Origin of the sequence: Methylobacterium oryzihabitans, from assembly GCF_004004555.2 — a bacterium.
GTDB classification, from domain to species: domain Bacteria; phylum Pseudomonadota; class Alphaproteobacteria; order Rhizobiales; family Beijerinckiaceae; genus Methylobacterium; species Methylobacterium oryzihabitans.
On the sequence record NZ_SACP01000010.1, the window covers coordinates 25,630 to 48,321 of the forward strand.

18 protein-coding genes and 1 tRNA gene are annotated in these 22,692 nt (G+C 73.3%); 8 read left to right on the top strand and 11 right to left on the bottom strand.

The window, feature by feature from the left end; genetic code table 11:
* Positions 1-2 precede the first annotated feature (2 nt).
* The 3 genes from EOE48_RS11650 to EOE48_RS11660 form a co-directional block, all read right to left on the bottom strand.
* Complete coding sequence (locus EOE48_RS11650; protein ID WP_127729120.1) at positions 3-1,409, bottom strand: amidase; 1,407 nt, start codon at positions 1,407-1,409, stop codon at positions 3-5.
* On the bottom strand, positions 1,406-3,022 hold the full coding sequence (locus tag EOE48_RS11655; protein WP_127729122.1) for an ABC transporter substrate-binding protein: 1,617 nt from the start codon (positions 3,020-3,022) through the stop codon (positions 1,406-1,408). Before EOE48_RS11655 ends, EOE48_RS11650 begins: the two co-directional genes overlap by 4 nt.
* Before the next feature lie 70 nt (positions 3,023-3,092).
* Complete coding sequence (locus EOE48_RS11660) at positions 3,093-3,974, bottom strand: beta-keto acid cleavage family enzyme (RefSeq protein WP_127729124.1); 882 nt, start codon at positions 3,972-3,974, stop codon at positions 3,093-3,095.
* 292 nt (positions 3,975-4,266) lie between these two features.
* On the opposite strand from EOE48_RS11660, the gene EOE48_RS11665 reads away from it, so the two are divergent.
* Together EOE48_RS11665 and EOE48_RS11670 are read left to right on the top strand one after the other, a co-directional pair.
* Positions 4,267-4,746, top strand: a complete 480-nt coding sequence (locus EOE48_RS11665) for a (2Fe-2S)-binding protein (protein ID WP_127729126.1) — start codon at positions 4,267-4,269, stop codon at positions 4,744-4,746.
* Positions 4,743-7,073 carry a xanthine dehydrogenase family protein molybdopterin-binding subunit gene (locus tag EOE48_RS11670; RefSeq protein ID WP_127729128.1) on the top strand — a complete coding sequence of 777 codons (2,331 nt, stop codon included), beginning with the start codon at positions 4,743-4,745 and terminating at the stop codon, positions 7,071-7,073. Before EOE48_RS11665 ends, EOE48_RS11670 begins: the two co-directional genes overlap by 4 nt.
* 51 nt (positions 7,074-7,124) lie before the next feature.
* Here the strand turns inward: EOE48_RS11670 and EOE48_RS11675 are convergent, their stop codons facing one another.
* From EOE48_RS11675 to EOE48_RS11685, 3 genes are all read right to left on the bottom strand, one after another.
* Positions 7,125-7,361 (bottom strand): hypothetical protein, encoded by a 237-nt coding sequence (locus EOE48_RS11675; RefSeq protein WP_127729130.1) that lies wholly within the window; start codon positions 7,359-7,361, stop codon positions 7,125-7,127.
* Between the two features lie 56 nt (positions 7,362-7,417).
* The gene (locus tag EOE48_RS11680) at positions 7,418-7,852 is read right to left on the bottom strand and encodes a hypothetical protein (RefSeq protein WP_127729132.1); all 435 of its coding nucleotides are present in this window, start codon (positions 7,850-7,852) and stop codon (positions 7,418-7,420) included.
* A gap of 614 nt (positions 7,853-8,466) precedes the next feature.
* The gene (locus EOE48_RS11685) at positions 8,467-9,417 is read right to left on the bottom strand and encodes a class I SAM-dependent DNA methyltransferase (RefSeq protein WP_127729134.1); all 951 of its coding nucleotides are present in this window, start codon (positions 9,415-9,417) and stop codon (positions 8,467-8,469) included.
* A 103-nt stretch (positions 9,418-9,520) separates the two neighbouring features.
* Between EOE48_RS11685 and EOE48_RS11690 the strand changes: the two genes are divergently transcribed.
* From EOE48_RS11690 to EOE48_RS11715, 6 genes are all read left to right on the top strand, one after another.
* Positions 9,521-10,600: a ligase-associated DNA damage response exonuclease gene (locus EOE48_RS11690; protein WP_127729136.1), complete on the top strand. Its 1,080-nt coding sequence runs from the start codon at positions 9,521-9,523 to the stop codon at positions 10,598-10,600.
* Entirely contained in the window at positions 10,597-12,303 is a 1,707-nt protein-coding gene (locus tag EOE48_RS11695) for a cisplatin damage response ATP-dependent DNA ligase (RefSeq protein WP_127729138.1), read from the top strand. Before EOE48_RS11690 ends, EOE48_RS11695 begins: the two co-directional genes overlap by 4 nt.
* 325 nt (positions 12,304-12,628) lie before the next feature.
* The gene (locus EOE48_RS11700) at positions 12,629-13,336 is read left to right on the top strand and encodes a thiamine phosphate synthase (RefSeq protein WP_127729140.1); all 708 of its coding nucleotides are present in this window, start codon (positions 12,629-12,631) and stop codon (positions 13,334-13,336) included.
* Positions 13,333-14,139, top strand: coding sequence for a bifunctional hydroxymethylpyrimidine kinase/phosphomethylpyrimidine kinase (gene thiD / locus EOE48_RS11705; RefSeq protein ID WP_127729142.1), 807 nt, complete (start codon positions 13,333-13,335; stop codon positions 14,137-14,139). Before EOE48_RS11700 ends, thiD begins: the two co-directional genes overlap by 4 nt.
* 53 nt (positions 14,140-14,192) lie before the next feature.
* Positions 14,193-14,750 (top strand): metallophosphoesterase, encoded by a 558-nt coding sequence (locus EOE48_RS11710; protein ID WP_127729144.1) that lies wholly within the window; start codon positions 14,193-14,195, stop codon positions 14,748-14,750.
* Between the two features lie 222 nt (positions 14,751-14,972).
* Positions 14,973-15,047: transfer RNA gene (locus EOE48_RS11715), tRNA-Gly, on the top strand.
* A 67-nt stretch (positions 15,048-15,114) separates the two neighbouring features.
* Here the strand turns inward: EOE48_RS11715 and EOE48_RS11720 are convergent.
* From EOE48_RS11720 to EOE48_RS11740, 5 genes are all read right to left on the bottom strand, one after another.
* Positions 15,115-15,618 (bottom strand): L,D-transpeptidase, encoded by a 504-nt coding sequence (locus tag EOE48_RS11720; protein WP_127729146.1) that lies wholly within the window; start codon positions 15,616-15,618, stop codon positions 15,115-15,117.
* 137 nt (positions 15,619-15,755) lie between these two features.
* Entirely contained in the window at positions 15,756-16,331 is a 576-nt protein-coding gene (locus EOE48_RS29175; RefSeq protein ID WP_187371393.1) for a TetR/AcrR family transcriptional regulator, read from the bottom strand.
* A 320-nt stretch (positions 16,332-16,651) separates the two neighbouring features.
* A complete protein-coding gene (locus tag EOE48_RS11730; protein WP_127729150.1) occupies positions 16,652-17,059 on the bottom strand; it encodes a tautomerase family protein in 408 nt (135 codons plus the stop codon).
* A 72-nt stretch (positions 17,060-17,131) separates the two neighbouring features.
* Positions 17,132-17,773, bottom strand: a complete 642-nt coding sequence (gene bluB / locus EOE48_RS11735; RefSeq protein ID WP_127729152.1) for a 5,6-dimethylbenzimidazole synthase — start codon at positions 17,771-17,773, stop codon at positions 17,132-17,134.
* Entirely contained in the window at positions 17,770-22,632 is a 4,863-nt protein-coding gene (locus EOE48_RS11740) for an NAD-glutamate dehydrogenase (RefSeq protein ID WP_127729154.1), read from the bottom strand. Before EOE48_RS11740 ends, bluB begins: the two co-directional genes overlap by 4 nt.
* Between the last annotated feature and the right edge of the window lie 60 nt (positions 22,633-22,692).

Genomic DNA, 22,692 nt, shown 5'->3' on the forward strand with positions numbered 1-22,692 from the left:
ACCTACAGCGGCGGCCGGCGCTGATGCCAGTCGGTCGCCTGCTGGTAGGCCTGCCCGATGCGGAGCGCCGTCGCCTCGTCGTAGCCGCGGCAGCAGATCTGGAGCGACAGCGGCAGGCCGCCGGCGGTGAAGCCGTTCGGCAGCGCCAGCGCGCACATCTCCAGCAGGTTGACGAAGCGGGTGAAGCGCGACGGCACGACGTCCTGGTCGAGGCCGGCGAGGGGCAGGGCGGCCGTCTCGGTGGTCGGGGTGAGCAGGGCGTCGATGTCGGCCAGCGCCTTGTCGAGGCCGCGCTTCATGTCCTGCTGCATCCGGCGGGTGCGCAGGTAGTCCTGCGCCGACACGCCGGCCCCGGCGAGGATGCGGGCGCGCACGTCGGGGTCGAGTTGCGCGGTCCGGTCCTCGGCGAGGTGGCCGTCGAACAGGTACGCCTCGGCCTGGAGGATCGCCGAGGACCGCACGAAGTCGACGAATCGGAACGGCAGGCTCACGTCGACGATCTCGGCCCCGAGGCGGGCCAGCACCTCCAGCGAGCGGTCGTAGGCGGCGAGCGCCTCGGCGGCGACGCCCTCGCGCTCCGCCCGCGGCATCCGGGCGAGGCGCAGGCCGCGCACGCCGCGGTCGAGATGCGGCATCGGATCGGCCGGCACGACTCCGCGGGTGTTCGGGTCGAGGGGGTCGGGCCCCTGGATCACGGCGTAGAGCAGGGCGCAATCCTCGACGCAGCGGGCCATCGGCCCCGGGGTGTCGAGGGTGGTGCTCAGCGGCAGGATCCCGGCGGTGCTGACCCGGCCGATCGTGGTCTTGAGGCCGGTGATGCCGCAGAACGACGCCGGCAACCGCACCGAGCCGCCGGTATCGGTGCCGATCGCCCACGGCGTCAGCCCGGCCGCGACCGCGACGCCCGAGCCGCTGCTCGACCCGCCGGGGGTGCGCGGCTGCGCCGGGTCCCACGGGTTGAGCGGCGTGCCCATGTGGCGGTTGGTGCCCCAGCCGCCGAAGGCGAACTCGACCGTGTGGGTCTTGCCGAGCACGATCATCCCCTGGGCGATCATGCGCCGGGCGATGGACGCGGTCGCCGTCGCCGGCCGCCCGCGCAGGGCCGCCGACCCGCCGGTGGTCACCCGCCCCTCGAGGTCGATGAGGTCCTTGAGCGCCACCGGCACCCCGTGCAGCGGCCCGACGGCGTGCCCCGAGCGGATCGCCCGGTCGGCGCCCTCGGCGGCGAGGCGGGCGTCCTCGCCGTAGACCTCCACGAAGGCGTTCAGCCGCGGCTCCAGCGCGGCGATCCGGGCCAGCAGCGCCTCGACCGCGTCGACCGGCGACAGCCGGCGGGCGGCGATCGCCCGGGCGAGGGCGTGGGCCGGCAGCAGCGCCGGGTCGGTGGCGGCGGGCAGGGCGTCGGTCATCGCGTCGCGCCCTCCTGAAGGCTGACCAGGGTGAGGTCGACGAACCACGATTGCGGCGACACGAATCCCTTCACCCGCGGCGACATCGCCCGCGGGTTGAGGTCGTGGACGATGAACAGCCAGGGCGGGTCGTCGACGAGGCGCTCGTGCGCGGCCCGGGTCGCGGCGGCGATCTCGGCCGGATCGGTCGATTCGGCCAGCATCGCCATCGCCCTGTCGAAGGCGTCGTCCTTGAATTGCGCGAAGTTGAAGCCCTTCGGCGAGACGTTGGCCGACGAGAAGTAGCGCGCCATCACCGAGGGGTCGGAGGAGGGCGAGCTGACGTTGAGGGTGTTGGCGCCCTGCAGTTGCGGCGCGTCCGGCGCCGCCCGGGCGGCGTTCAGCAGCACCTGCCACTCGACGACGTTGAAGCTGACGTCGACGTTGCAGTTCTGCTTCAGGCTCTCCTGCAGGAACTCGTTCATCGGCAGCGGCTGCATCTGGCCCGAGCCGGAGGTCGAGATCATCGCCTTGAGGGCGAGCGGCGCCTTGGCGGTGTAGCCGGCGGCCTCCAGCAGCGCCTTGCCCTTCTGCGGATCGAGCTTGTAGCGGTTCTGCGGGTTGCCGAAATTCGGGTCGCTCGCCTTGAGCCAGCCGACCGAGGGCTCCGCGGTCCCGTTGAGGAAGGCGACGAGGCCGTCGCGGTCGATGCAGTAGTTCAGCGCCTGCCGGACCCGCACGTCCTTGAGCGGGCTGTTCGTCGCCCCGCTGTTGTAGAACCACGGCCAGACATGCGGGTAGGACCCGGTGGTGATCGCGAAGCCGGCCTGCTTCAGAGACGGGATCGCGTCCGGGGCCGGGGCCTCGATCCAGTCGACCTGCCCGGCGCGCAGGGCCGCGATGCGGGCATTGGCCTCGGGGATCGGCAGCAGCCGCACTCGGTCGACCTTCGCCCTGCGCTCCGCATCCCAGTAGCCGTCGTTGCGGGCGAGATCGACCGCCTCGCGCGGGGTGACCCGGGTGATGCGGAACGGCCCGGTCCCGGCCGCCGGCAGGGTGCCGACCTTGGCCCAGTCGCGCCCGGCCTTCTCGAACGAGGCCGGCGAGGTGAACAGCACGTACACCGCCATGTACGGGAAGTACGAGGCCGCAACCGTGGTGGTGATGGCGACGGTGGCATCGTCGATCTTGCGGTAGCCGGCGACGATCGGCGCCCGGGCCCGGGTGATGCCGGCCGCCGCCGGCTCGTGCTGCGGGCTGTCGGGCTTGAAGTAGCGGTCGAGGTTCCAGATCACCGCGTCGGCGTCGAACGGCGTGCCGTCGTGGAAGGTGACGCCCCGGCGCAGGTGGAAGATCCAGGTCTTCGTGTCGCCCGGCGCCTGCTCCCAGCTTTCGGCGAGGCCCGGGCGCAGACCGGCGAGCCGGTCGGTGCGGGTGAGGTCCCACAGCACCAGCCCCTCGAAGACCGGGTAGCCGAGGAAGCGCATGCCCTCGAAGCCGTTGTTCGGCAGCCCGGTCGTCGTCGGCGTGTCGGCGGCGGTCATGGCGATGCGCAGGACCGCCTCCGCCGACGCGGGCGCGGCTGCCGTCAGGGCGCCCGCGAGGGCGGCGAGGCGAAGGGCGTGGCGGAGCATGCGGCGGGACCTCGGGCGGGATCGACGGTGCCGCTCCGGGCGCAAGACTCGGGCCACGGCCCCGCCGGGATCAGCGCGGCGGGAGCCCGAAGATCTGCCGCGCTTCGTCCGGCGTCGCCGGGGCGCAGTCGAGATGGGCGAGCAGGCTCACGGCCTTCTCGACCAGCGCGGCGTTGCTCGGCGCGAGCCGGCCCGGCGCGAGGTAGAGGTTGTCCTCGAGACCGACCCGGACGTTGCCGCCGGCTGCGGCGGCGACGGCCAGCATCGGGTACTCCGCCCGCGAGATGCCGAAGGCCGACCAGGCGGCGCCGGCCGGCAGGCGGTCGCGCATCTGGAGCAGCGTCTCGGGCGTCGCCGGCGCCCCCCACGGGATGCCGAGGCAGATCTGGAACAGCGGCGGGGTCGCGAGGTGGCCCTCCGCGACGAGGTGGCGGGCAAGCTCGATCTGGCCGAGGTCGAACACCTCGATCTCCGGCTTGGCGCCGGCCTCGCGGATCATCCCGGCCATCGCCCGGAGGTGGCCGGGGGTGTTAAGGAAGGCGTGCTCGCCGAAATTCATCGTCGCGACGTCGAGGGTGCAGATCTCGGGGCGCAGCTCGGTGACGTGGCGGGTGCGGGCCTCGGGCGAGGCCAGGGTGGTGCCGGGGCCCGCCACCGCTGGGTCGGGCTCGCCGGCGACGTAGCGCCCGCCCGCCCCGGTGGTGAGGTTCAGGATCACGTCGGCGTTGCGCCCGCGGATGCGCTCCACCGTCTCGCGGTAGAGTTCGAGGTCCATGCTGGGTGCGCCGGTGGCGGGGTCGCGGACGTGGATGTGCACCACCGCGGCGCCGGCCTCGGCCGCCTCCAGGGCCGAGCGGGCGATCGCCTCCGGGCTCACCGGCACCGCCGGGTTCTTCTTCGGCGTGTCGAACGAGCCGGTCAGGGCACAGGTGATGACGGTCTTGCGGGCCATGCGGGGCTTCCTCCGCGGCGGCCTCGTGGAGCGGACCGCCGGTCGGGCTCAGGCTCGCACAGCCGTCGCCGGGCGCACAGCCCGCGACCCCTGCGCGACGGGCATGGCTTGGCCGAAACGGAGTCGGCGACGAAGACTGCATCCGCTCGCCGCACACGGGCAGGTTGCTCCGAGCCCCGCCGCGGGAGTACCAGATCCAGGCTGGAACTCTTCTCGTTCGAGCTGGGAGGGCCGCGCCGCGACCGGAATCATGTCCGCGGGGCGCGGAACGTCAGACAGCCGGAGGGCGACGATGATCAACCTGAGCGTGAACGGCGAGGAACGCCGCTACGAGGGCGACCCCGAGATGCCGCTGCTGTGGTATCTGCGCGACGAGCTCGGCCTGACGGGCACCAAGTTCGGCTGCGGCATCGCGGCCTGCGGCGCCTGCACCATCCATGTCGGCGGCACCGCGGTGCGGGCCTGCCAGACCCCGGTCTCGGCGGCGGACGGCCAGCCGGTCGTCACCATCGAGGGTCTGTCGGCGGACGGCAACCATCCGGTCCAGGCCGCGTGGCGCGACCTCAACGTGGCGCAGTGCGGCTACTGCCAGACCGGGCAGATCATGCAGGCGGCGGCCCTGCTCAAGGACACCCCGAAGCCGAGCGACGACGACATCGACTCGGCGATGAGCGGCAACCTGTGCCGCTGCGGCACCTATCCGCGCATCCGCGCCGCGATCAAGCAGGCGGCCGGCGTGACCCCGAAGACCGAGCAGGGAGGCCGGCTGTGATCCACGATCTCACCCGCATCGCCGACGCCGCCGCGGCTCCCGAGCCGGAATCCGCGCTCACCAACGTCAGCCGCCGGGCGCTGCTCGGCGGGGCCGGCGCCCTCGTTCTGGCGCTCGCGGTCCGCGCCCCGGCCGCCCGCGCCGCCGACGAGAAGAAGTTCGGCGCCGACGGCATGCCGCGCGGCTGGCGCGACGACCCGACCGTGTTCGTCGCCGTCGCGCCCGACGGCACGGTGACGATCACCTGCCACCGGCAGGAGATGGGGCAGGGGGTCCGCACCTCGGTCGCCCTCGTGGTCGCCGACGAGCTCGACGCCGACTGGGCGAAGGTCAAGGTGGTCCAGGCCCACGGCGACGAGGACCGCTTCGGCAACCAGGACACCGACGGCTCGCGCTCGCTGCGCCACTTCTTCATGCCCCTGCGCCGGGCCGGCGCCGCCGCCAGGGCGATGCTGGTCGAGGCCGCGGCCCAGCGGTGGAAGGTGCCGGCCGCCGAGGTGACGGCGGAGAACGGCACGCTCACCCACGCCAAGTCCGGCCGCACGCTCGGCTACGGCGACGTGGCCGAGGCCGCGGCCAAGCTGACGCCGCCCGACCGCGCCGGCATCGCGCTCAAGGACCCGTCGGCCTTCCGCTACATCGGCAAGGGCCAGATCGGACTCATCGACAACCGCGACATCACCACCGGCAAGGCGATCTACGGCCTCGACACCCGTGTCGAGGGGATGCTGTACGCCGTCGTCGCCCGGCCGCCGGTCTTCGGCGGCAAGCTCAAGACCTACGACGCCGCCGAGGCGATGAAGGTCCCGGGCGTGGTCAAGGTCATCACCATCGATCCGCCGGCCCCGCCGGTCGAGTTCCAGCCCCTCGGCGGCGTGGCGGTGATCGCGAAGAACACCTGGGCGGCGATCAAGGGCCGCGAGGCGCTGAAGCTCACCTGGGACGACGGCCCGAACGCCTCCTACGATTCGGACACCTACCGCGCCACCCTGGAAGAGGCCGTGCGCAAGCCCGGCAAGGTGGTGCGCCAGGAGGGCGACGTCGACGCGGCGCTCAAGGGCGCGGCCAAGCGCCTGGAGGCCGAGTACTACGTGCCCCACCTCGTCCAGGCCCCGATGGAGCCGCCCGCGGCCACCGTGCGGATCGCCAAGGACGGCAAGGTCGAGGCCTGGGGCTGCGTACAGGCTCCCCAGGCCGCCCGCGACCGCATCGCCAAGCGCCTCGGCATCGACCCGAAGACCGTGACGGTGAACGTGACCCTGCTCGGCGGCGGCTTCGGCCGCAAGTCGAAGCCGGACTACTTCGTCGAGGCGGCGCTCTGCTCCAAGGCGATGGACGGCGCTCCGGTCAAGATGACCTGGACCCGCGAGGACGACCTCCACAACGGCTACTACCACACCGTCTCGGTCGAGCGGATCGAAGCCGGGCTCGACGCCAAGGGCATGCCGGTGGCTTGGCTGCACCGCAGCGCCGCCCCGACCATCGGCTCGATCTTCGTCGACGGCGCCGACCACGAGATCCCGATCGAGCTCGGGATGGGCCTCGTCAACGTGCCGTTCGCGATCCCGAACGTCCGGATGGAGAACCCGGCGGCGCCGGCGCATGTCCGCATCGGCTGGTTCCGCTCGGTCTCGAACATCCCGCACGCCTTCGCGGCGCAGTCCTTCATCGCCGAGATGGCCCACGCGGCCGGGCGCGACCCGAAGGACTACCTGCTCGAGGTGATCGGGCCGGCGCGGGTGATCGACCCGGTCAAGATCGGCGACGTGTGGAACTACGGCGAGGATCCGTCGCGCTATCCCTACGACACCGGGCGCCTGCGCAAGGTGATCGAGGCGGCGTCGAAGGGCATCGGCTGGGGCCGCGAGCTGCCGAAGGGGCGGGGGCTCGGCATCGCCGGGCATTACAGCTTCGTCAGCTACACGGCGGCCGCCGCCGAGGTCGAGGTCGGCCCGAAGGGCGAGATCACGGTACACCGGGTCGACATCGCGATCGATTGCGGCACCCAGATCAACCCCGAGCGGGTGCGCTCGCAGCTCGAGGGCGCGGTGGTGATGGGCATGGGCCTCGCGCTCACCGCCCAGATCACCTTCAAGAACGGCCGCACGGTGCAGGACAACCTCGACACCTACGAGCTGACCCGCATCGATGCGGCGCCGAAGGTGATCGAGGTCCACCTCGTGCCGGGCGGCGACTATGCCAAGCCGCTGGGCGGCGTCGGCGAACCCGGCGTGCCGCCGGTGGCGCCGGCCATCGTCAACGCGGTGTTCGCGGCGAGCGGGCGGCGCATCCGCCAGCTCCCGATCCGCGACAAGCTGAGCGCCTGATGCTCACCTGGGCGGCGCGACGGCGCCGCCCGGGTTGGTTGCGGCCGGGGCTCAGATCCAGGGCGGCACCGTGAACTCGCCGAGCGGCCGCCACCCGAGCCGCCGATGCGCGAGGTGGTAAAGCAGCGCCATGGCGATCATGCTCGGCACCGCGACGAGCGCGAACAGGCCGGCGTTGTGGGTCGGCACCGCCGCGAGGGTCCCGAGGGCGACCGCGATCAGGACAATCACGCCGGTCGGGTGCCGCGGTCCGGGTTGGTTCGCGTCGGTGTGGTCGTGCTGCGCCATCGGGTCGTCTCCGTGAACGGGAATGGCATGTCGGGTCGACATCGTTCGGTGCGGGATCAGCGGGCGCGGCAGTTCGGGCCGTACCAGGAGCCGCTGCGGGCATCGAAGCCGGAATTGTTGAAGCTCGACGCCGAGCAGACCGGGTAGCTCCGGTCGCCGCTGCGCTGCAGGCTCGCCAGCCTGTTGAGATCGCGCCGGCGCTCGTCCTCGCGGTTCTGCGCGGCGATCTGGGTCTGCATCGCGATCCGGCGGTCCTGCGCCAGCATCTCGCGGTGCTGGGTCACGCCCATCATGCACTGGGCGAAGGCATCGGTGCCGGGCTCGAAGCCGTATTCGGCGCACGAGCCGCGGTCCATCGCCCGCTGCTCGCGGGCGGTGACGCAGGCCGAGACGGCGAGGGCGCAGGCGCCGGTGAGCGCCAGGCGCGCCAGGGTTGCGGCCGGACGGCGGGCCGGCGGATCGCGATGGGGAAGACGCGGGAACTCACGCATGGAACGCAACCTGACTGTCGAGCGAAGACCGGCCGTGCTCCTCGCGCGGTGCGGGTCGGGTGCTGCGGATCCTCCGGCACCCGCCTGAAGATCCGCTGCCGGATTTCCCTCCAATTGACGCCGTCGCGTTTCGGCCCGATGCCGTGGTTCGTTGCGTGGCGGTCACGAAGGCGCCCTCGATCGGCGATCCTCTCCGGCGGGCTTCGATCCGGCGACCGCCGTCGGCGACGCGCCCGCGGTCAAGGGCTCACGGCCGACACGTTTAGACGCAAGCTCGGCGCTTGCCCGGCTCACCCAGTCTGCTACACGGGCCGTCCTTGCCGTCTGTGCGCCTGGAGGCTTCCGGAACCCTTCCGGGCTGCGCGACGGAGAGGCCGGCGACGACGGGTTCGGGCGGACCAGTTCTCTGCATCCGATCCAGTGAGGCTCAGTGGGCCGAGTAGTCGCAGGAGCGTCACGGGTTCGGGGAACAGGAACCGCGACCCTGGCGCATGGCCCACCTGAAATCCTCCCCGATCCCGCCCGGCCCGCCGCGAGACGGCGCGCGCCCTGCCGGTGCCCCGGATCGCTGACGGCGGCAGCCGAGATGGCGCCGTGGTCGTCGGCCGCGACGGTCAGGCCGGGACCGCCTCGGCACCTCGCTCCAGCACCACGATCCGGCCCGGCACCCCGGCGCCGTTCTGGCGCCGGATCGCCGCCTCCGTCATCGCCGCCATCGCCAGACCGGCGGCCTCCCGGGCGGCGTGCAGCGCGTCCTCGCCATGGGCGTAGCGCCCGTCCGGCCCGAGCACGGCGCCCGCACCCGGATGCGTTTGCAGCGTGACCGCGAACAGGCCGCCGGGCGCGAGCGCCCGCGCCGCCGCCGCGAAGGCCGGGGCGAGGTCGCGCAGGTAGATGAACACGTCGGCCGCCACGATCAGGTCGGCCGCGCCGGCGGGCTCGGCCTCGAGGAAGCCGACGAGGTCGCCGACGGCGAGGCGGTCGTAGGCGCCGCCGGCCCGCGCCCGCGCCAGCATCGCGGGCGACAGGTCGACGCCCGCGAGCGTGTCGACCAGCCCGGCGAACGCCGCGCCGACGAGGCCGGTGCCGCAACCGAGGTCGAGCGCCCGCCCGAAGCGCGGCGGCCGGCCGCGCCTTGCCGCGAGATCGTGCAGGACCTCGCGAATCATCTCGGGGCCGCGATAGCCCAGGCCCTCGACGAGATGGCGCTCGAACCGCGGCGCGTAGCCGTCGAACAGCGCCCGCACATAGGCCGGCGACAGCGCCTCGCCCGACGCCTCCCCGAGTTCGGCGAGGTGCAGGCCCGCCCCGAGGGCGTCGCCGGGGTCCAGCGCCAGGGCGCGCGCGAAGGCGTCCCGGGCGGCCTCCCGCCGTGCCGGGTCGTCGCCGGCGAGCCGCGCCCGGGCCCGGCCGAGGAGGATCCAGGCCGGGCCGTAGGCGGGCGCCCGCTCCAAGACCTGCTCGGCGAGGTCGGCCGCGGCGGAAAAGTCGTCCTCGGCGAGGGCCGCCTCGGCCCAGGCGTAGCGGCGGTCGGCGAGGAGGTCGCCGGAGGAGCGTAGCGTCATGGCGGCAGGGTCGTGGCGGCAGGATCGTCGCGAGTGAGGACCGCATCGGCGGGACTTGTCGAAGGGGCGGCCTATATCCCTTTCCCCGCTGCCGACGAGTGCCATGGCGACACGCCCGACCGAGATCCTGTCTCTCACCCGCGAGGGCCTGTACTGCCCGGCCGGCGACTTCCACGTCGATCCGGTGCGGCCGGTGGCCCGCGCCCTCATCACCCACGGCCACGCCGACCACGCCCGCTCCGGCCACGGCGCGGTCTGGGCGACGCCCGAGACGCTGCGGATCATGGCGGTCCGCTACGGCGAGGACTTCTGCGAGACCCGCCAGGAGGCGCGGCTCGGCGAGGCGGTGCGGCTCGGTGAGGTGACCGTCTCGTTCCACCCCGCCGGCCACGTCCTCGGCTCGGCCCAGATCGCCATCACCCAGGGCGGCTGCCGCATCGTGGTGTCGGGCGACTACAAGCGCGCGCCCGACCCGACCTGCCTCGGTTTCGAGGTCGTGCCCTGCGACGTGTTCATCACCGAGGCGACCTTCGGCCTGCCGGTCTTCCGCCACCCCGACGCCCGCGACGAGGTCCGCCGCCTGCTCGACTCGGTGCGGCTCTTTCCCGAACGCACCCACATCGTCGGCGCCTATGCGCTGGGCAAGGCGCAGCGGGTGATGGCGCTGCTGCGCGAGGAAGGCTTTTGCGAGCCGATCTACCTCCACGGCGCGATGGAGAAGCTGACCGAGCTGTACAAGCGCGAGGGCATCCCGCTCGGCGAGACGATCAAGGTCGTGGCCGCCGAGCGGCCGAAGCTCGGCGGCCGGATCGTGCTGTGCCCGCCCTCGGCGATCCAGGACCTGTGGTCGCGCAAGTTCCCCGACCCGGTCACCGCCTTCGCGTCGGGCTGGATGCGGGTGCGGGCGCGGGCGCGCCAGAAGGGCGTCGAACTGCCCCTCGTCATCTCCGACCATTCCGACTGGGACGACCTCTGCCGCACCATCCGCGACACCGGTGCCGGCGAGGTCTGGGTCACCCACGGCCAAGAGGACGCTCTGGTCCACTGGTGCGGCACCCACGGCATCCGCGCCAAGCCCCTGCACATGCTCGGCTACGGCGACGAGGGCGAGGCCGAGCCGGACCCGGCGCCCGCGACCGCCGCGGATGCGCCTGCCGCGGATGCGGCCGGGGAGGCGGCGTGAACGACTTCGCCCATCTCCTCGACCGGCTCGGCTACGAGCCGCGGCGCAACGCCAAGCTGCGCCTGCTCCAGGACTTCTTCCGCCACGCGCCGGACCCGGAGCGCGGCTACGCGCTGGCGGCGATGACCGGGCACCTGAGCTTCCGCGAGGCCAAGCCCGGGCTGATCCGCGGCCTCGTCGAGGCCCGGGTCGATCCCGAACTCTTCCGCATGTCCTACCACTATGTCGGCGACCTCGCCGAGGCGACGGCGCTGATCTGGCCGGCCGCGCCCGAGCCCGAGCCGGGCGCGCCCGGGCACAACCGGCCGCCGCCGCAGGTCCCGAGCCTCGCCGAGGTGGTCGAGACCCTCGGCAACGTCGGCAAGGCCGAGCTGCCGGCCCGGATCGCCCTGTGGCTCGACGCCCTCGACGAGACCGGGCGCTGGGCCCTGCTCAAGCTCATCACCGGCGAGTTGCGGGTCGGCGTCTCGGCGCGGCTCGCCAAGACCGCGGTGGCGAGCCTCGGCGGGTTCGAGGCCGATGCCGTCGAGGAGGTCTGGCACGGGCTGAAAGCCCCCTACGAGCCGCTCTTCGCCTGGGTCGAGGGAAAGGGCGAGCGGCCCGAGAGCCTGAACCCGGCCCCGTTTCGCCCGCCGATGCTGTCGCATCCGATCGAGGACGAGGACTTTCCCAAGCTCGACCCCGGGGCGTTCGGCGCCGAGTGGAAGTGGGACGGCATCCGGGTCCAGCTCGCCGGCGGCCTTGACCGCGCCGGGCAGCGGGTCGCCCGGATCTACTCCCGCACCGGCGAGGACATCTCCGGCGCCTTCCCGGACCTCACCGACGCGATCACCTTCGCGGGCGCCCTCGACGGCGAGCTGCTGATCCTGCGCGAGGAGCGGGTGCAAAGCTTCAACGTGCTCCAGCAGCGCCTGAACCGGAAGGCGGTGACCCCCAAGCTCCTGCGCGACTTCCCGGCCCATGTCCGCGCCTACGACCTTCTCGCGGCGGACGGCGAGGACCTGCGCGGCCTGCCCTTCGCCGAGCGGCGCACCCGGCTCGAAGCCTTCGTGGCCGGTCTCGACCACGCCCGCATCGACGTCTCGCCGCTGGTGCCGTTCGCCGATTGGGAGGCGCTCGCCGCCGCCCGCCGCGACCCGGCCGCCGCCGGCGGCGGTCCCGACGCCGACGCGATCGAGGGCGTGATGCTCAAGCGCCTCACCAGCCCCTACATGCCGGGCCGGCCGAAGGGGCCGTGGTGGAAGTGGAAGCGCGAGCCGTACCGGGTCGACGCCGTGATGATGTACGCCCAGCGCGGGCACGGCAAACGCTCGTCGTTCTATTCCGACTACACGTTCGGGGTCTGGCGCGACGCACCGGACGGGAGCGAGGAGCTGGTGCCGGTCGGCAAGGCCTATCACGGCTTCACCGACGAGGAACTGGCGAGGCTCGACCGCTACGTCCGCAACCACACCGTCAAGCGGTTCGGGCCCGTCCGCGAGGTCGAGTACGGCTTGCGGACGGGGCTGGTGCTGGAGATTGCCTTCGAGGGCGTGCAGCGCTCGACCCGGCACAAGTCCGGCGTCGCGATGCGGTTTCCCCGGGTCGGCCGCATCCGCTGGGACAAGCCGACCGCCGAGGCCGACCGGATCGAGGCGCTGGAACGGATCCTGGAGCGCGGCGAGCGCGAGATCCGGCCCGGGGAGGCGATTGACGGCGGCTGAGGCGGCCGATTATACCAACTGCCTGAAATCGTTACGGATCTTATGGTCGAGAGGGCAGGGCGGGGGCCACCCGCAGCGCGCGACTGAACCCTCCCCCCTGTGCGGGGGAGGGTGCCCGGCGGAGGCCGGGCGGGAGAGGGGAGCGCGACGCTGTTCCAGGTGGCGCACTGCACGGCTGCCGAGCCAGATCCGGAAGCGTGGTTCCCCTCTCGGCGGGACTTCGTCCCGCTTCACTCGCCACCCTCCCCCGCAGAGGGGGGAGGGTTGAGTGGCCCGCACCACCGACACACCCGCCGGACCGATCCGGCTCCAGGAGTTCCCACGGATGCGCGACACCCCCCGCCCCGGCGACCTCGTGCCGGTCGACCTGCGGCTCTACGGCATCCTCGACGTCGGCTTCAGCGGCGGCGATCCCGACACGCTCGCCCGCCTCGCCCGCGATGCCGCCGCCAGCGGCTGCACCCTGCTGCAATATCGCGAGAAGGACATCGGCAACGCCCGGCTCAGCCTCGCGCGCATCCGCGCGATTCACGCGGCGCTCTCCGGCACCGGGGTGCCGCTCCTCGTCAACGACCGGGTCGACCTCGCGCTGGCCGCCGGCGTCGAGGGCGTGCATCTCGGCCAGGAGGACCTGCACCCGGCCGACGCGCGCCGGCTGCTCGGGCGCGGCGCGATCATCGGGCTCACCCTCAAGTCCTCGGCCCAGGCCGACGAGCTCTACCGGCTGCCGGTCGATTACGGCTGCGTCGGCGGGGTGTTCGCCACCACGAGCAAGAACAACCCCGACCCGCCGGTCGGCCTCGACGGGCTCAACCGGATCATCTTTCGCGGCCGCCTCGCCCGCGGCCCGGGCCTGCCGCTGGGCGCCATCGCGGGCATCGACCGCAGCAACGCCGCCGCGACCATCGGCGCTGGAGCCGACGGGCTCGCGGTGATTTCGGCGCTGTTCGGAGCGCCGGGCGAGGTCGAGGCGCGGGCGCGCGACCTTCGCGCCCTCATCGACACCGCACTCGCCAGCCGGGGCGCCGCATGACCGCCATCGCCGTCACGGTCGCGGGCTCCGATTCCGGCGGGGGCGCCGGCATCCAGGCCGACCTCAAGACCTTCTCGGCACTCGGCGTCTACGGCGCCAGCGTCGTCACGGCGCTGACCGCCCAGAACACGCGCGGCGTCCAGGGCATCCACAACGTGCCGGCGGACTTCGTCGGCCAGCAGATCGGCAGCGTGTTCGGCGACCTCGCCGTCGCGGCGGTGAAGATCGGCATGCTGTCGCAGGCGCCGGTCATCGCGGCGGTGGCCGAGGGGCTGGCGCGCCACGCACCGGACTGCCCGGTGGTGCTCGACCCCGTGATGGTGGCGACGAGCGGCGACCGCCTGCTCGGCGACGGCGCCATCGACGCGCTGCAACGCCTCCTGCTGCCCCGCGCCCTCGTCATCACGCCGAACCTGCCCGAGGCCGCGGCGCTGCTCGGCGAGGCGGTGGCCACGGACGAGGCGGCGATGCTCGACCAGGGCCGGCGACTGCTCGCCCGCGGGTCGAAGGCAGTGCTGATGAAGGGCGGCCATGCCGGCGGCGCCGAGAGCGTCGACCTGCTGGTCGGCGCCGACGGCGGCGTGTTGCGCCTCACCGGCCCGCGGGTCGCGACCCGCAACACCCACGGCACCGGCTGCACCCTGTCGGCCGCCATCGCCGCCGGGCTCGCCCGCGGCCTTCCCCTGGCCGAGGCGGCGCGGGCGGCGAAGGACTACGTCTCGGCCGCCATTGCGGCGGCCGACCGCCTGACCATCGGCCACGGCCACGGCCCGGTCCACCACTTCCACGCCCTGTGGACCTGAGCGCCGGGGCTCCGGGTTGAGGTGGCGGTCCCGCCTCCCGCCCCCGTCCCCGCATGACCCTGTACTTCACCGCCGACACCCATTTCGGCGACCGTCACATCCTGCGCCTGCGTGGCGCCGCCTTCGGGTCGATCGAGGCGCACGACGAGGCGCTGGTCGCCCGCTGGAACGCGGTCGTCGGCCCCGACGACGCCGTCTGGCACCTCGGCGACTTCGCCGCGCATGCGAGCCGCGAGCATTGCGCGGCGGTCTTCGCCCGGCTCAACGGCAGCAAGCGGCTGGTGCGCGGCAACCACGACAGCAACCGCGTCCTCGACCTGCCCTGGGCCGAGCCGCCGGTCGAGTCGATCCGCCTCACCGCCGAGGATGCCGCCGGCACGCCCTGGCGGCTGTTCCTCGCCCACTACGCCCACCGCGCCTGGCCGGGCCTGTGGCGCGGCACCCGCCACCTCTACGGACACACCCACGGCACCATCCCGGACACGATCCGCTCCTGCGATGCCGGCGCCGATGCCTGGGACTACCGCCCGGTTTCTCTCGACGCGCTGCTGGCCCGGCAGGACGCCGCCACGCTGGTGCCGGACGAGCTCGCCCGCGACGGTGCGGAGTGATGCGGTTTTCGGACGATTCGTTCCGAAATCCGGATCACCAGCCCGCGCGGCGCTTGAGCGAAGCAGAAATCCGCATCGCGGATGCGATCCCGCAGGGATTGCCGAGCGATCAATCGGATTTCGTATGACGCTGTGCCGGCTCAAACAACCGCTTGCATCCGTCGCCGGGATGGTGTTTATCCCCCGTCACCGGCGCCGCCGAGGCGGCCGCGGAACGCGAGAGCGGGTGTAGCTCAGGGGTAGAGCACAACCTTGCCAAGGTTGGGGTCGAGGGTTCGAATCCCTTCGCCCGCTCCAGTTCCTCCGGTACGATTCAATCAGAGCGAAGTGGAGGGGTCCCTGAACGATGTCGGGACCGTCTCCGCTATTGCGTGACGACCACCTGGGTGCCGACCGCGACCCGGCCGAACAGGTCGACCACGTCCTGATTGTACATCCGGATGCAGCCATAGGACGCGAAGGTTCCGATCGAGCCCGGGCGGTTGGTGCCGTGGATCGCGTATTCGCCGCGATCGAGGGTCAGCGCCGCCGCGCCCATCGGATTGCGGGGCGAGCCGCCGGCGATCACGTCGGGCAGGCGCGGGTTGTCGCGCTTGACCTCGGCCGGCGGCGACCACGCCGGCTGCACGTACTTGCCGTCGATGCGGGCGTAGCCGGTCCACTGCTTGCCGGCCTTGCCGACCGCCACCGGGTACCGGATCGCCGTGCCGTCGCCGTTGACGAAGTAGAGCCGGCGCTCGCCGGTCCGCACCACGATCGTTCCGGGCGCGGCATCGGCCCCGAACGACACCACCTCGCGCGCCTGCGCCGGGGCACAGGTCAGCGCCGCCGCGGCGAGTGCCGCGGCCCATCCACTCTGCTTGAACATCCCTGCGGTCCTCGACCGTGACCTTGAGCGGGACGATAATCCGCCGTCGATCCTGTCGTTCCGGTTGGCGAACACGCTTCACGAAGCGTGAAGGCCGGGACGCCGCGCGACAGCGTTGAGGAAGTCTGACCGGCCGCTCAGGCCGTCAGCACATCGAGGGTCTGGAGCGCCCCGTCGATCGCGCGCCGCATCGCCGCCTCGTCCCAATGCACCCGGGCCAGCACGTAGCCGCCCTCCACCACCGACAGCAGCGTCGCCGCCAGCAGGGCGGGGTCGATCGCGGCCGGCAGGTGCCCGGCGCGCTGCGCCTCCTCCAGGCTCGCCCTCAGGCAGGCCTCGATATGGCCGACATAGCCGGCGACCGGCGCCCGCAGGGCCGGCTCCTCGATCGCCGCCTCGTTGGCGAGGCGGGCGAGCCGACAGCCGCGCAGGGCCTGCCGCTCGCGGGTCAGGTAGTCCCGGACCCGGGCGAGGGGAGGCCGGGCGGGATCGAAAAGTCCGTCGACCACCGCCCGCTCCTCGTCCGCCATCTCGCCGAGCGCCGCCGCCGCCACCTCGCGCTTGCCGGGGAAGTGGTGGTAGAGGCTGCCCTGGCCGGCGCCGCTGCGGTCGAGCACGTCGCGCGGGCTCGTCGCCTCGTAGCCGCGCTCCCACAGCAGGTCCTTGGCCGCCGCGACGATCGCCTCGCGCTTCGATGGTCCCTGCCGCGCCACGCCCCGGTCCTCCGTTCCGGCGCCGGTATGGCGCGGATCGCGGGAAGGGACCAGGGGGGCGACCGACGAGGTCCGGGCCGCGCGTCCCGACAGGCTCCGCCTTTTCCCGGACGACTGGAACGCAGTGGAAGAAGATCCGGGATCCAGCCGTAAGACTCGCCGCGAAGCGGCTCCGTGCGTCGGCACCGCCGCTGAGGACGGACGCTTCGCGACTCGTTGTGCTGGATCCCGGATCTCCTTCCGCTTTCGCTTCAGTCGTCCGGGAAAGGGGAAGCTCGCGATCGATGCGAACCCTTTGACGAGGCGGGTTGTGACGGAGTTCAGCCCGCCGCCGCGAGGTGCGGCGGCACCGTCTCGGCGTAGTGCGCGATCCCGTCGCCGAACGACCAGTTCTCCCGCGCGATCTCGACCAGCGTCACGAACAGGTTGCGCGGGTCGAGGCCGGTCTTCGCGGTCTCGGCGGCGAGCGCGCGGAACAGCGCCTGCTTCTGCGCGACGCCGCGGCCGGTCGAGAGCTGGACCTGCACCACCACGAGGTCGTCGTCGCGGGAGACGCCGAGATAGCCCGGGTCGTAGATCAGGTCGTCTTGCGCGCTCGACACGATCTGGAAGCGGTCGTCGGCCGGAACCCCGAGGGCCGAGACCAGGGCGGCATGGACCGCATCGGCGAGGGCGCGACGCTCGGCATCCGGGCGGGGCTTCTTGAGCGTGATGTGGACGAGGGGCATCGGAGCAGGCCTCCAGCGCGGGATCCGCGCTCGACCCACCTACTGTACCTACTAGTATGTATCAAGCTGAAATCAGCGGTCGAGCATCAGATCCCCCGGCGCCCGCCGCGCCTGCCAGCCGTGGCGGACGAGTTCGGGATCGTCGTGCTCCTCGGCCGGGTAGCCGAGGCAGAGATAGGCGACGAGGCGCCAGGAGCCCGGCACGTCGAGCCGCGCGACGACCGCGTCCGGGTCGAGGATCGACACCCAGCCGACCCCGATGCCGCGGCAGCGGGCGGCGAGCCACAGGGTGTGGATGGCGGTGACCACCGAGTAGCGCAGCATCTCCGGCATGGTGGCGCGGCCGAGGCCGTGGCCGTCGCCGGTGGCCTCGTCGCAGAAAACCGCGAGATGGACCGGCGCCTCGCGCAGTCCCGCGAGCTTCAACCGGCGATAGGCGTCGGCGCGGGCGTCGGAGTAGGACGCCGCCGCGGCCGCGTTGCAGAGGGCGAAGCTGTCGACGACCGCCTCGCGCCGCGCCGGATCGGCGACGCGGACGAAGCGCCAGGGCTGGCTGTTGCCGACCGACGGGCTGAGGCAGGCCAGCGCGAGGCAGTCGCGCAGGTCCGCCTCCGGCACCGGATCGGGGCGGAAGCGGCGCACGTCGCGGCGCCACGCGACGAGGGTCGCGAAGGTCTCGCGAAAACCGGCGTCGAAATCCGGCGGCGCGGTCACGGGCCGGCGGGCGGGGCCGCCGCGGGTCCACCCTGGTCACGACGGGCGAGGTCGCCCAGCAGGCTCGCCGCCACCGAGACCTTCGACACGGTCAGGCCCGAGGCCGAGATCGCCGCGACGGCGGTGCGGATGCGGGCGAGGGCGGCGCCGCGGGCCCGGCTCCACGCCTCGACGGCGTCGGCCCCGGCGCCGTCGCTCGCCGCCGCCTCGGCGGTGAGGGCGCGGTGGGCGGCGCCGATCCCCGCGACGGCGCGTTCGAGGGCGATGCGGTCGAAGGTGTCGGCGACCGCCACCGAGCGGGCGGCGCGGGTGAGCGGGCCGAGGCGGAACAGGTCCTCGATCGCGAAATGGGTCGCGGCGATCGCCGCCGGGTCGCGGCCGGTCGCGTGGGCGACCTCGACGATGTCTGGGGCTGCGCCGAGTTCGCCGAGGGCGGCGAGCCGGGTGGCGAGCGCCTCCGGCACGCCGTGGTCGGCGAGGAGGCGGACGCGCTTGGCCAGGGCCTCACGGGCGTTCGGCGCCAGGACGGCCGGGAGGGCGGCGGCCACCGCCGCCACGCCGTCGCGGTAGCGCCCGACCACCGCCGCGACGCCGCCGGACAGGTCCGCATTGCGGATGAACCACACCATCTGGTGGCGCAGCAGGTCCTGGAGGTCGGCGTAGAGGGCGAGCTGCTGGTCGCCGGAGATCGCGCCGTCGAGCCCGTCGACGGCGCGGTTGAGGTCGATCAGCCCGAAGGCGTCGCGGGCGGCGACGTAGGCGGCGGCGAGCGTCGCCGCGTCGGCGCCGGTCTCGTCGGAGAGGCGGCTGACGATGGTCGGACCGCCGCGGTTGACGATGACGTTGGCGAGCGTCGTCGCGATGATCTCGCGCCGCAGGCGGTGGTTCGCCACCGCGTCGGGGAAGCGGGCGACGAGGACCGGCGGGAAGTAGCGCTCGAGTTCCGTCGCCATCGCCGGGTCGTCCGGCACCGCGCTGTCGAGGAGCGCGTCCTTCAGCGCCAGCTTGGCGTAGGCGAGCAGCACCGCGAGCTCCGGCCGCGTTAGCCCCTCGTTCTCCTGCGCCCGCTCGGCCAGCGCAGCGTCGGAGGGCAGGAACTCGACGCCGCGGTCGAGGCGGCCGTCGGCTTCGAGGCTCTGCATCAGCCGGGTGGCGAAGCCGGTCTCGGCGGCGCCGCCGCGCTGGGCGAGCGACAGGGCGAGGGTCTGGAGCTGGTTGTTGCGCAGCACGAGGTCGGCCACCGCCTCGGTCATGCCGGCGAGCAGCGCGTTGCGCGCCTCCGGCCCGAGACGGCCGTCGCGCTCCGGCCCGGTGAGCGCCACCTTGATGTTGACCTCGACGTCCGAGGTGTTGACCCCGGCGGAGTTGTCGATCGCGTCGGTGTTGAGCCGGACGCCCCGGCGCGCCGCCTCGATGCGCCCGCGCTGGGTCAGCCCGAGATTGGCGCCCTCGCCGACGACCCGCGCGCGCAACTCGGCGCCGGTGATCCGGATGGCGTCGTTGGCGCGGTCGCCCGCCTCGTCGTCGCCCTCGGACGAGGCGCGGATATAGGTGCCGATGCCGCCGAACCACAGCAGGTCGACGGGCGCGCGCAGGATCGCCTGCATCACCTCGGCGGGCGTCGCCTCGTCGCGGTCGAGGCCGAGGCGGGCGCGCACCGGGCCCGAGAGCGGGATCGTCTTGGCGGAGCGCGAAAAGATGCCGCCGCCGGCCGAGATCGCCGCCCGGTCGTAATCGGCCCAGGACGAGCGCGGCAGTCCGAACAGGCGCTTGCGCTCGGCGAACGACGCCGCCGGGTCGGGATCGGGGTCGAGGAAGATGTCGCGGTGGTCGAAGGCCGCGACGAGCTTGAGGCAGCGCGACAGCAGCATGCCGTTGCCGAACACGTCGCCCGACATGTCGCCGACGCCCGCCACCGTCACCGGCTCGCTCTGGATGTCGATGTCGACCTCGCGGAAGTGGCGCTTGACCGCCTCCCAGGCGCCGCGGGCGGTGATGCCCATCGCCTTGTGGTCGTAGCCCTGGCTGCCGCCCGACGCGAAGGCGTCGCCGAGCCAGTGCCCGGTCTCCAGCGAGATCGCGTTGGCGATGTCCGAGAAGGTCGCGGTGCCCTTGTCGGCGGCGACGACGAGGTAGGCGTCGTCGCCGTCGTGCCGCACGGTGTCGGGCGGCGGCACGATGGCGCCGTCGACGATGTTGTCGGTGAGGTCGAGCAGGGTGCGGATGAAGATCCGGTAGCTCTCGGTGCCCTCGGCGAGCCACGCCGCCCGGTCGGAGGCCGGCGGCAGCCGTTTGGGGAAGAACCCGCCCTTGGCGCCGACCGGCACGATGACGGCGTTCTTGACCTGCTGCGCCTTGACGAGGCCGAGGATCTCGGTGCGGAAGTCCTCCGGCCGGTCGGACCAGCGCAGGCCGCCGCGGGCGATGTAGCCGAAGCGCAGATGCACGCCCTCGACCCGCGGCGAGTAGACGAAGATCTCGAACAGCGGCCGCGGCAGGGCCATGCCGTCGACCCGGGCGCAGCGGAACTTGAACGCGATCGTCTCCGGCGGCAGGCCGCCCTGGCCGATCTGGAAGAAGTTCGTGCGCTGGGCCGCCTCCACGAGGTTGACGAAGCGGCGCAGGATGCGGTCCTCGTCGAGGCTCGTCACCGCCGACAGCCCGGTCTCGATCCGGGCCCGGATCTCGCCTTGGGCCGCGTCGCGTTCCGTGCCGGGGCGCGGGTCGAACCGGGCGTAGAACAACGCCACCACGTCGCGGGCGAGGCCGGCATGGCGGGTCAGCGTCGTGGCGAGGTAGTCCTGGCCGTAGCGGATGCGGAGCTGGCGCAGGTAGCGGCCGAGCGCCCGCAGCAGCGCCACGTCGCGCCAGCCGAGCCCGGCTTCGAGGACGAGGCGGTTGTAGGGATCGGACTCGGCGAGGTCGCGCGCGATGGCGAGCATCGCCGCCTCGACCGGGCCTTCGACGGAGGTGAGGTCGATCGGCCCGCCGGCGGCTCGCTCCAGCAGCATGTCGTGCAGCCAGATCTCGGCGCCATCGGGCAGGGCCGGGTGGAGCCGGTAGCTGCGCTCGTCGATCACCCGGAAGCCGAGATTCTCCAGCCCCGGCACCCGCTCGGACAGCGGCAGCGCCTCGCCGCGGGAGAACACTTTCAGGCCGATGCGGGTGTCGGGGTCGCCGGGCCGGCGGTGGAGGTCGACCGCCCGGGGCCGGTCGGCGGAGAGGCGTTCGAGGATCGCGAGGTCGGACAGCACCTGCGGCCCGGCATAGGTCTCGCGGTAGCCGGCCGGGAACGCCTCGGCATAGGTCGCCGCGAGGCCGCGGGCGCGCTCGCCGTGCATCGTGTCGGTGAGGGCGGCGCGCAGGTCGTCGGCCCAGTTGCGGGCGAGCGCGGCGACACCTTCCTCCATCCGGGCGGTGTCGGGCTCGGGCCCGGCCTCCTCGCCCAGGCGCACGATGAGGTGGAGTCGCGCCAGCGAGCCCTCCGGGAAGTCGGCATAGGCCGCCGCGACCTCGCCGCCGAGCTGCCCGGCGAGGTGCGAGGCGATGCGGGCCTGCAGGGTCGAGTCGAACCGGTTCTTCGGCACGTAGACCAGCAGCGAGACGAAGCGGCCGAACTCGTCGGGCCGCGCCAGCACCCGGATGCGCGGGCGCTCGGCGAGGCCCGCGATGGCGAGCGCCGCGGGCAGCAGCCGCTCGGGGGTGATCTGGAACAGGTCGTCGCGGGGATAGGTCTCGAGGACGTTGAGCAGGGTGCGCCCGGCATGGCTGGTCGGGTCGAGGCCGGCCCGCTCCAGCACCGCCGCCACCTTGCCGCGCAGATACGGCACCTCCTCGGCCCGGCTCGCATAGGCGCTGCCGGCGAACAGGCCGACCAGCCGCAGCTCGCCCGCGAGCTTGCCGGCGGGGGAGAAGAGCTTGATCCCGATCATGTCGAGATGCGAGCGGCGGTGGACCCGCGAGCGCAGGTTCGCCTTGGTGATGATGAGCGCCTCGGGCCGTTCGAGGAAGGCGCGGACCTCCGGCGTGATCGCCACCATCGCCCGGCCGCGACGCAGAACCTCGACCTCCGGGTCGCGCAGCAGCCCGAGGCCGCTCTCCGCCAGTCCCTCGTGATCGGACCCCTCGCCGAGGCGGTACTCGCGCAGGCCCAGCAGGATGAAGTGGCCGTCGCGCAGCCAGTCGAGGAAGGCCCGCGCCTCGGCGACCTCGCCCTCCGGCAGCGGCATCGGCCCCGCATAGGCCGCGGCGGCGGCGTCGAGCCGGGCCAGCATCGCGGTGCCGTCGTCGGTGGCGACCGCCACGTCGGCGTAGACCCGCGCGAGGCCCTCGGCGACGGCGGCGCGCTCGTCCTCGCCGAGCCGGTCGAGATGGATGTGGATGAAGCTCTCGCGCCCGAGCGTCGCGGCGCCGTTGGCGGTGGTCTCGCCGACGACCCGGACCAGGGTGCCGTCGGGCCCGCGCTCGACGCCGAGGATCGGGTGGGCGACGAGGCGCGGGGTCAGCCCGCGCTCGGCGAGTTCCGCCAGGGTCGAATCGAGCAGGTAGAGCCGGTTGGCGTTCACCGCCTCCAGGATCGTGAGCTCGCGGCGCCGGCCCTCGCGTTCCAGACTCGCGTCGGCGAGGCGCAGGCTCGTCGCCTGCGACGGCCGCGCATCCGCGAGGTAGCGGCGGGCGGCGCCCGCGAGGTCGGCGAGACTGTCCGGCGCGTAGGCGGTCAGGTCCTCCGGCGAGACCCGGCCGAACAGGTCGCGCACGAAGCCGCCCGGCTCCCCGCGCCCGTTCGCGATGGCGGCCGCGGCCGCGATGAGGTCGGTCCGGGTCGCCCGGGCTTCCGGCGTCGCGGTCGAGAGTTCCACGGCTCGCTCCTGGCTTCGGGACCGCCCGGGGCGGGTCCGGCGAACCGGAGCGGTGGCATA

Excerpts from the sequence above, each read along its gene's own strand:
- EOE48_RS11650 (WP_127729120.1), bottom strand. The coding sequence starts at position 1,409 with ATGACCGACGCCCTGCCCGCCGCCACCGACCCGGCGCTGCTGCCGGCC.
- EOE48_RS11655 (WP_127729122.1), bottom strand. The coding sequence starts at position 3,022 with ATGCTCCGCCACGCCCTTCGCCTCGCCGCCCTCGCGGGCGCCCTGACG.
- EOE48_RS11660 (WP_127729124.1), bottom strand. The coding sequence starts at position 3,974 with ATGGCCCGCAAGACCGTCATCACCTGTGCCCTGACCGGCTCGTTCGAC.
- EOE48_RS11665 (WP_127729126.1), top strand. The coding sequence starts at position 4,267 with ATGATCAACCTGAGCGTGAACGGCGAGGAACGCCGCTACGAGGGCGAC.
- EOE48_RS11675 (WP_127729130.1), bottom strand. The coding sequence starts at position 7,361 with ATGGCGCAGCACGACCACACCGACGCGAACCAACCCGGACCGCGGCAC.
- EOE48_RS11680 (WP_127729132.1), bottom strand. The coding sequence starts at position 7,852 with ATGCGTGAGTTCCCGCGTCTTCCCCATCGCGATCCGCCGGCCCGCCGT.
- EOE48_RS11685 (WP_127729134.1), bottom strand. The coding sequence starts at position 9,417 with ATGACGCTACGCTCCTCCGGCGACCTCCTCGCCGACCGCCGCTACGCC.
- EOE48_RS11690 (WP_127729136.1), top strand. The coding sequence starts at position 9,521 with ATGGCGACACGCCCGACCGAGATCCTGTCTCTCACCCGCGAGGGCCTG.
- EOE48_RS11700 (WP_127729140.1), top strand. The coding sequence starts at position 12,629 with ATGCGCGACACCCCCCGCCCCGGCGACCTCGTGCCGGTCGACCTGCGG.
- thiD (WP_127729142.1), top strand. The coding sequence starts at position 13,333 with ATGACCGCCATCGCCGTCACGGTCGCGGGCTCCGATTCCGGCGGGGGC.
- EOE48_RS11710 (WP_127729144.1), top strand. The coding sequence starts at position 14,193 with ATGACCCTGTACTTCACCGCCGACACCCATTTCGGCGACCGTCACATC.
- EOE48_RS11720 (WP_127729146.1), bottom strand. The coding sequence starts at position 15,618 with ATGTTCAAGCAGAGTGGATGGGCCGCGGCACTCGCCGCGGCGGCGCTG.
- EOE48_RS11730 (WP_127729150.1), bottom strand. The coding sequence starts at position 17,059 with ATGCCCCTCGTCCACATCACGCTCAAGAAGCCCCGCCCGGATGCCGAG.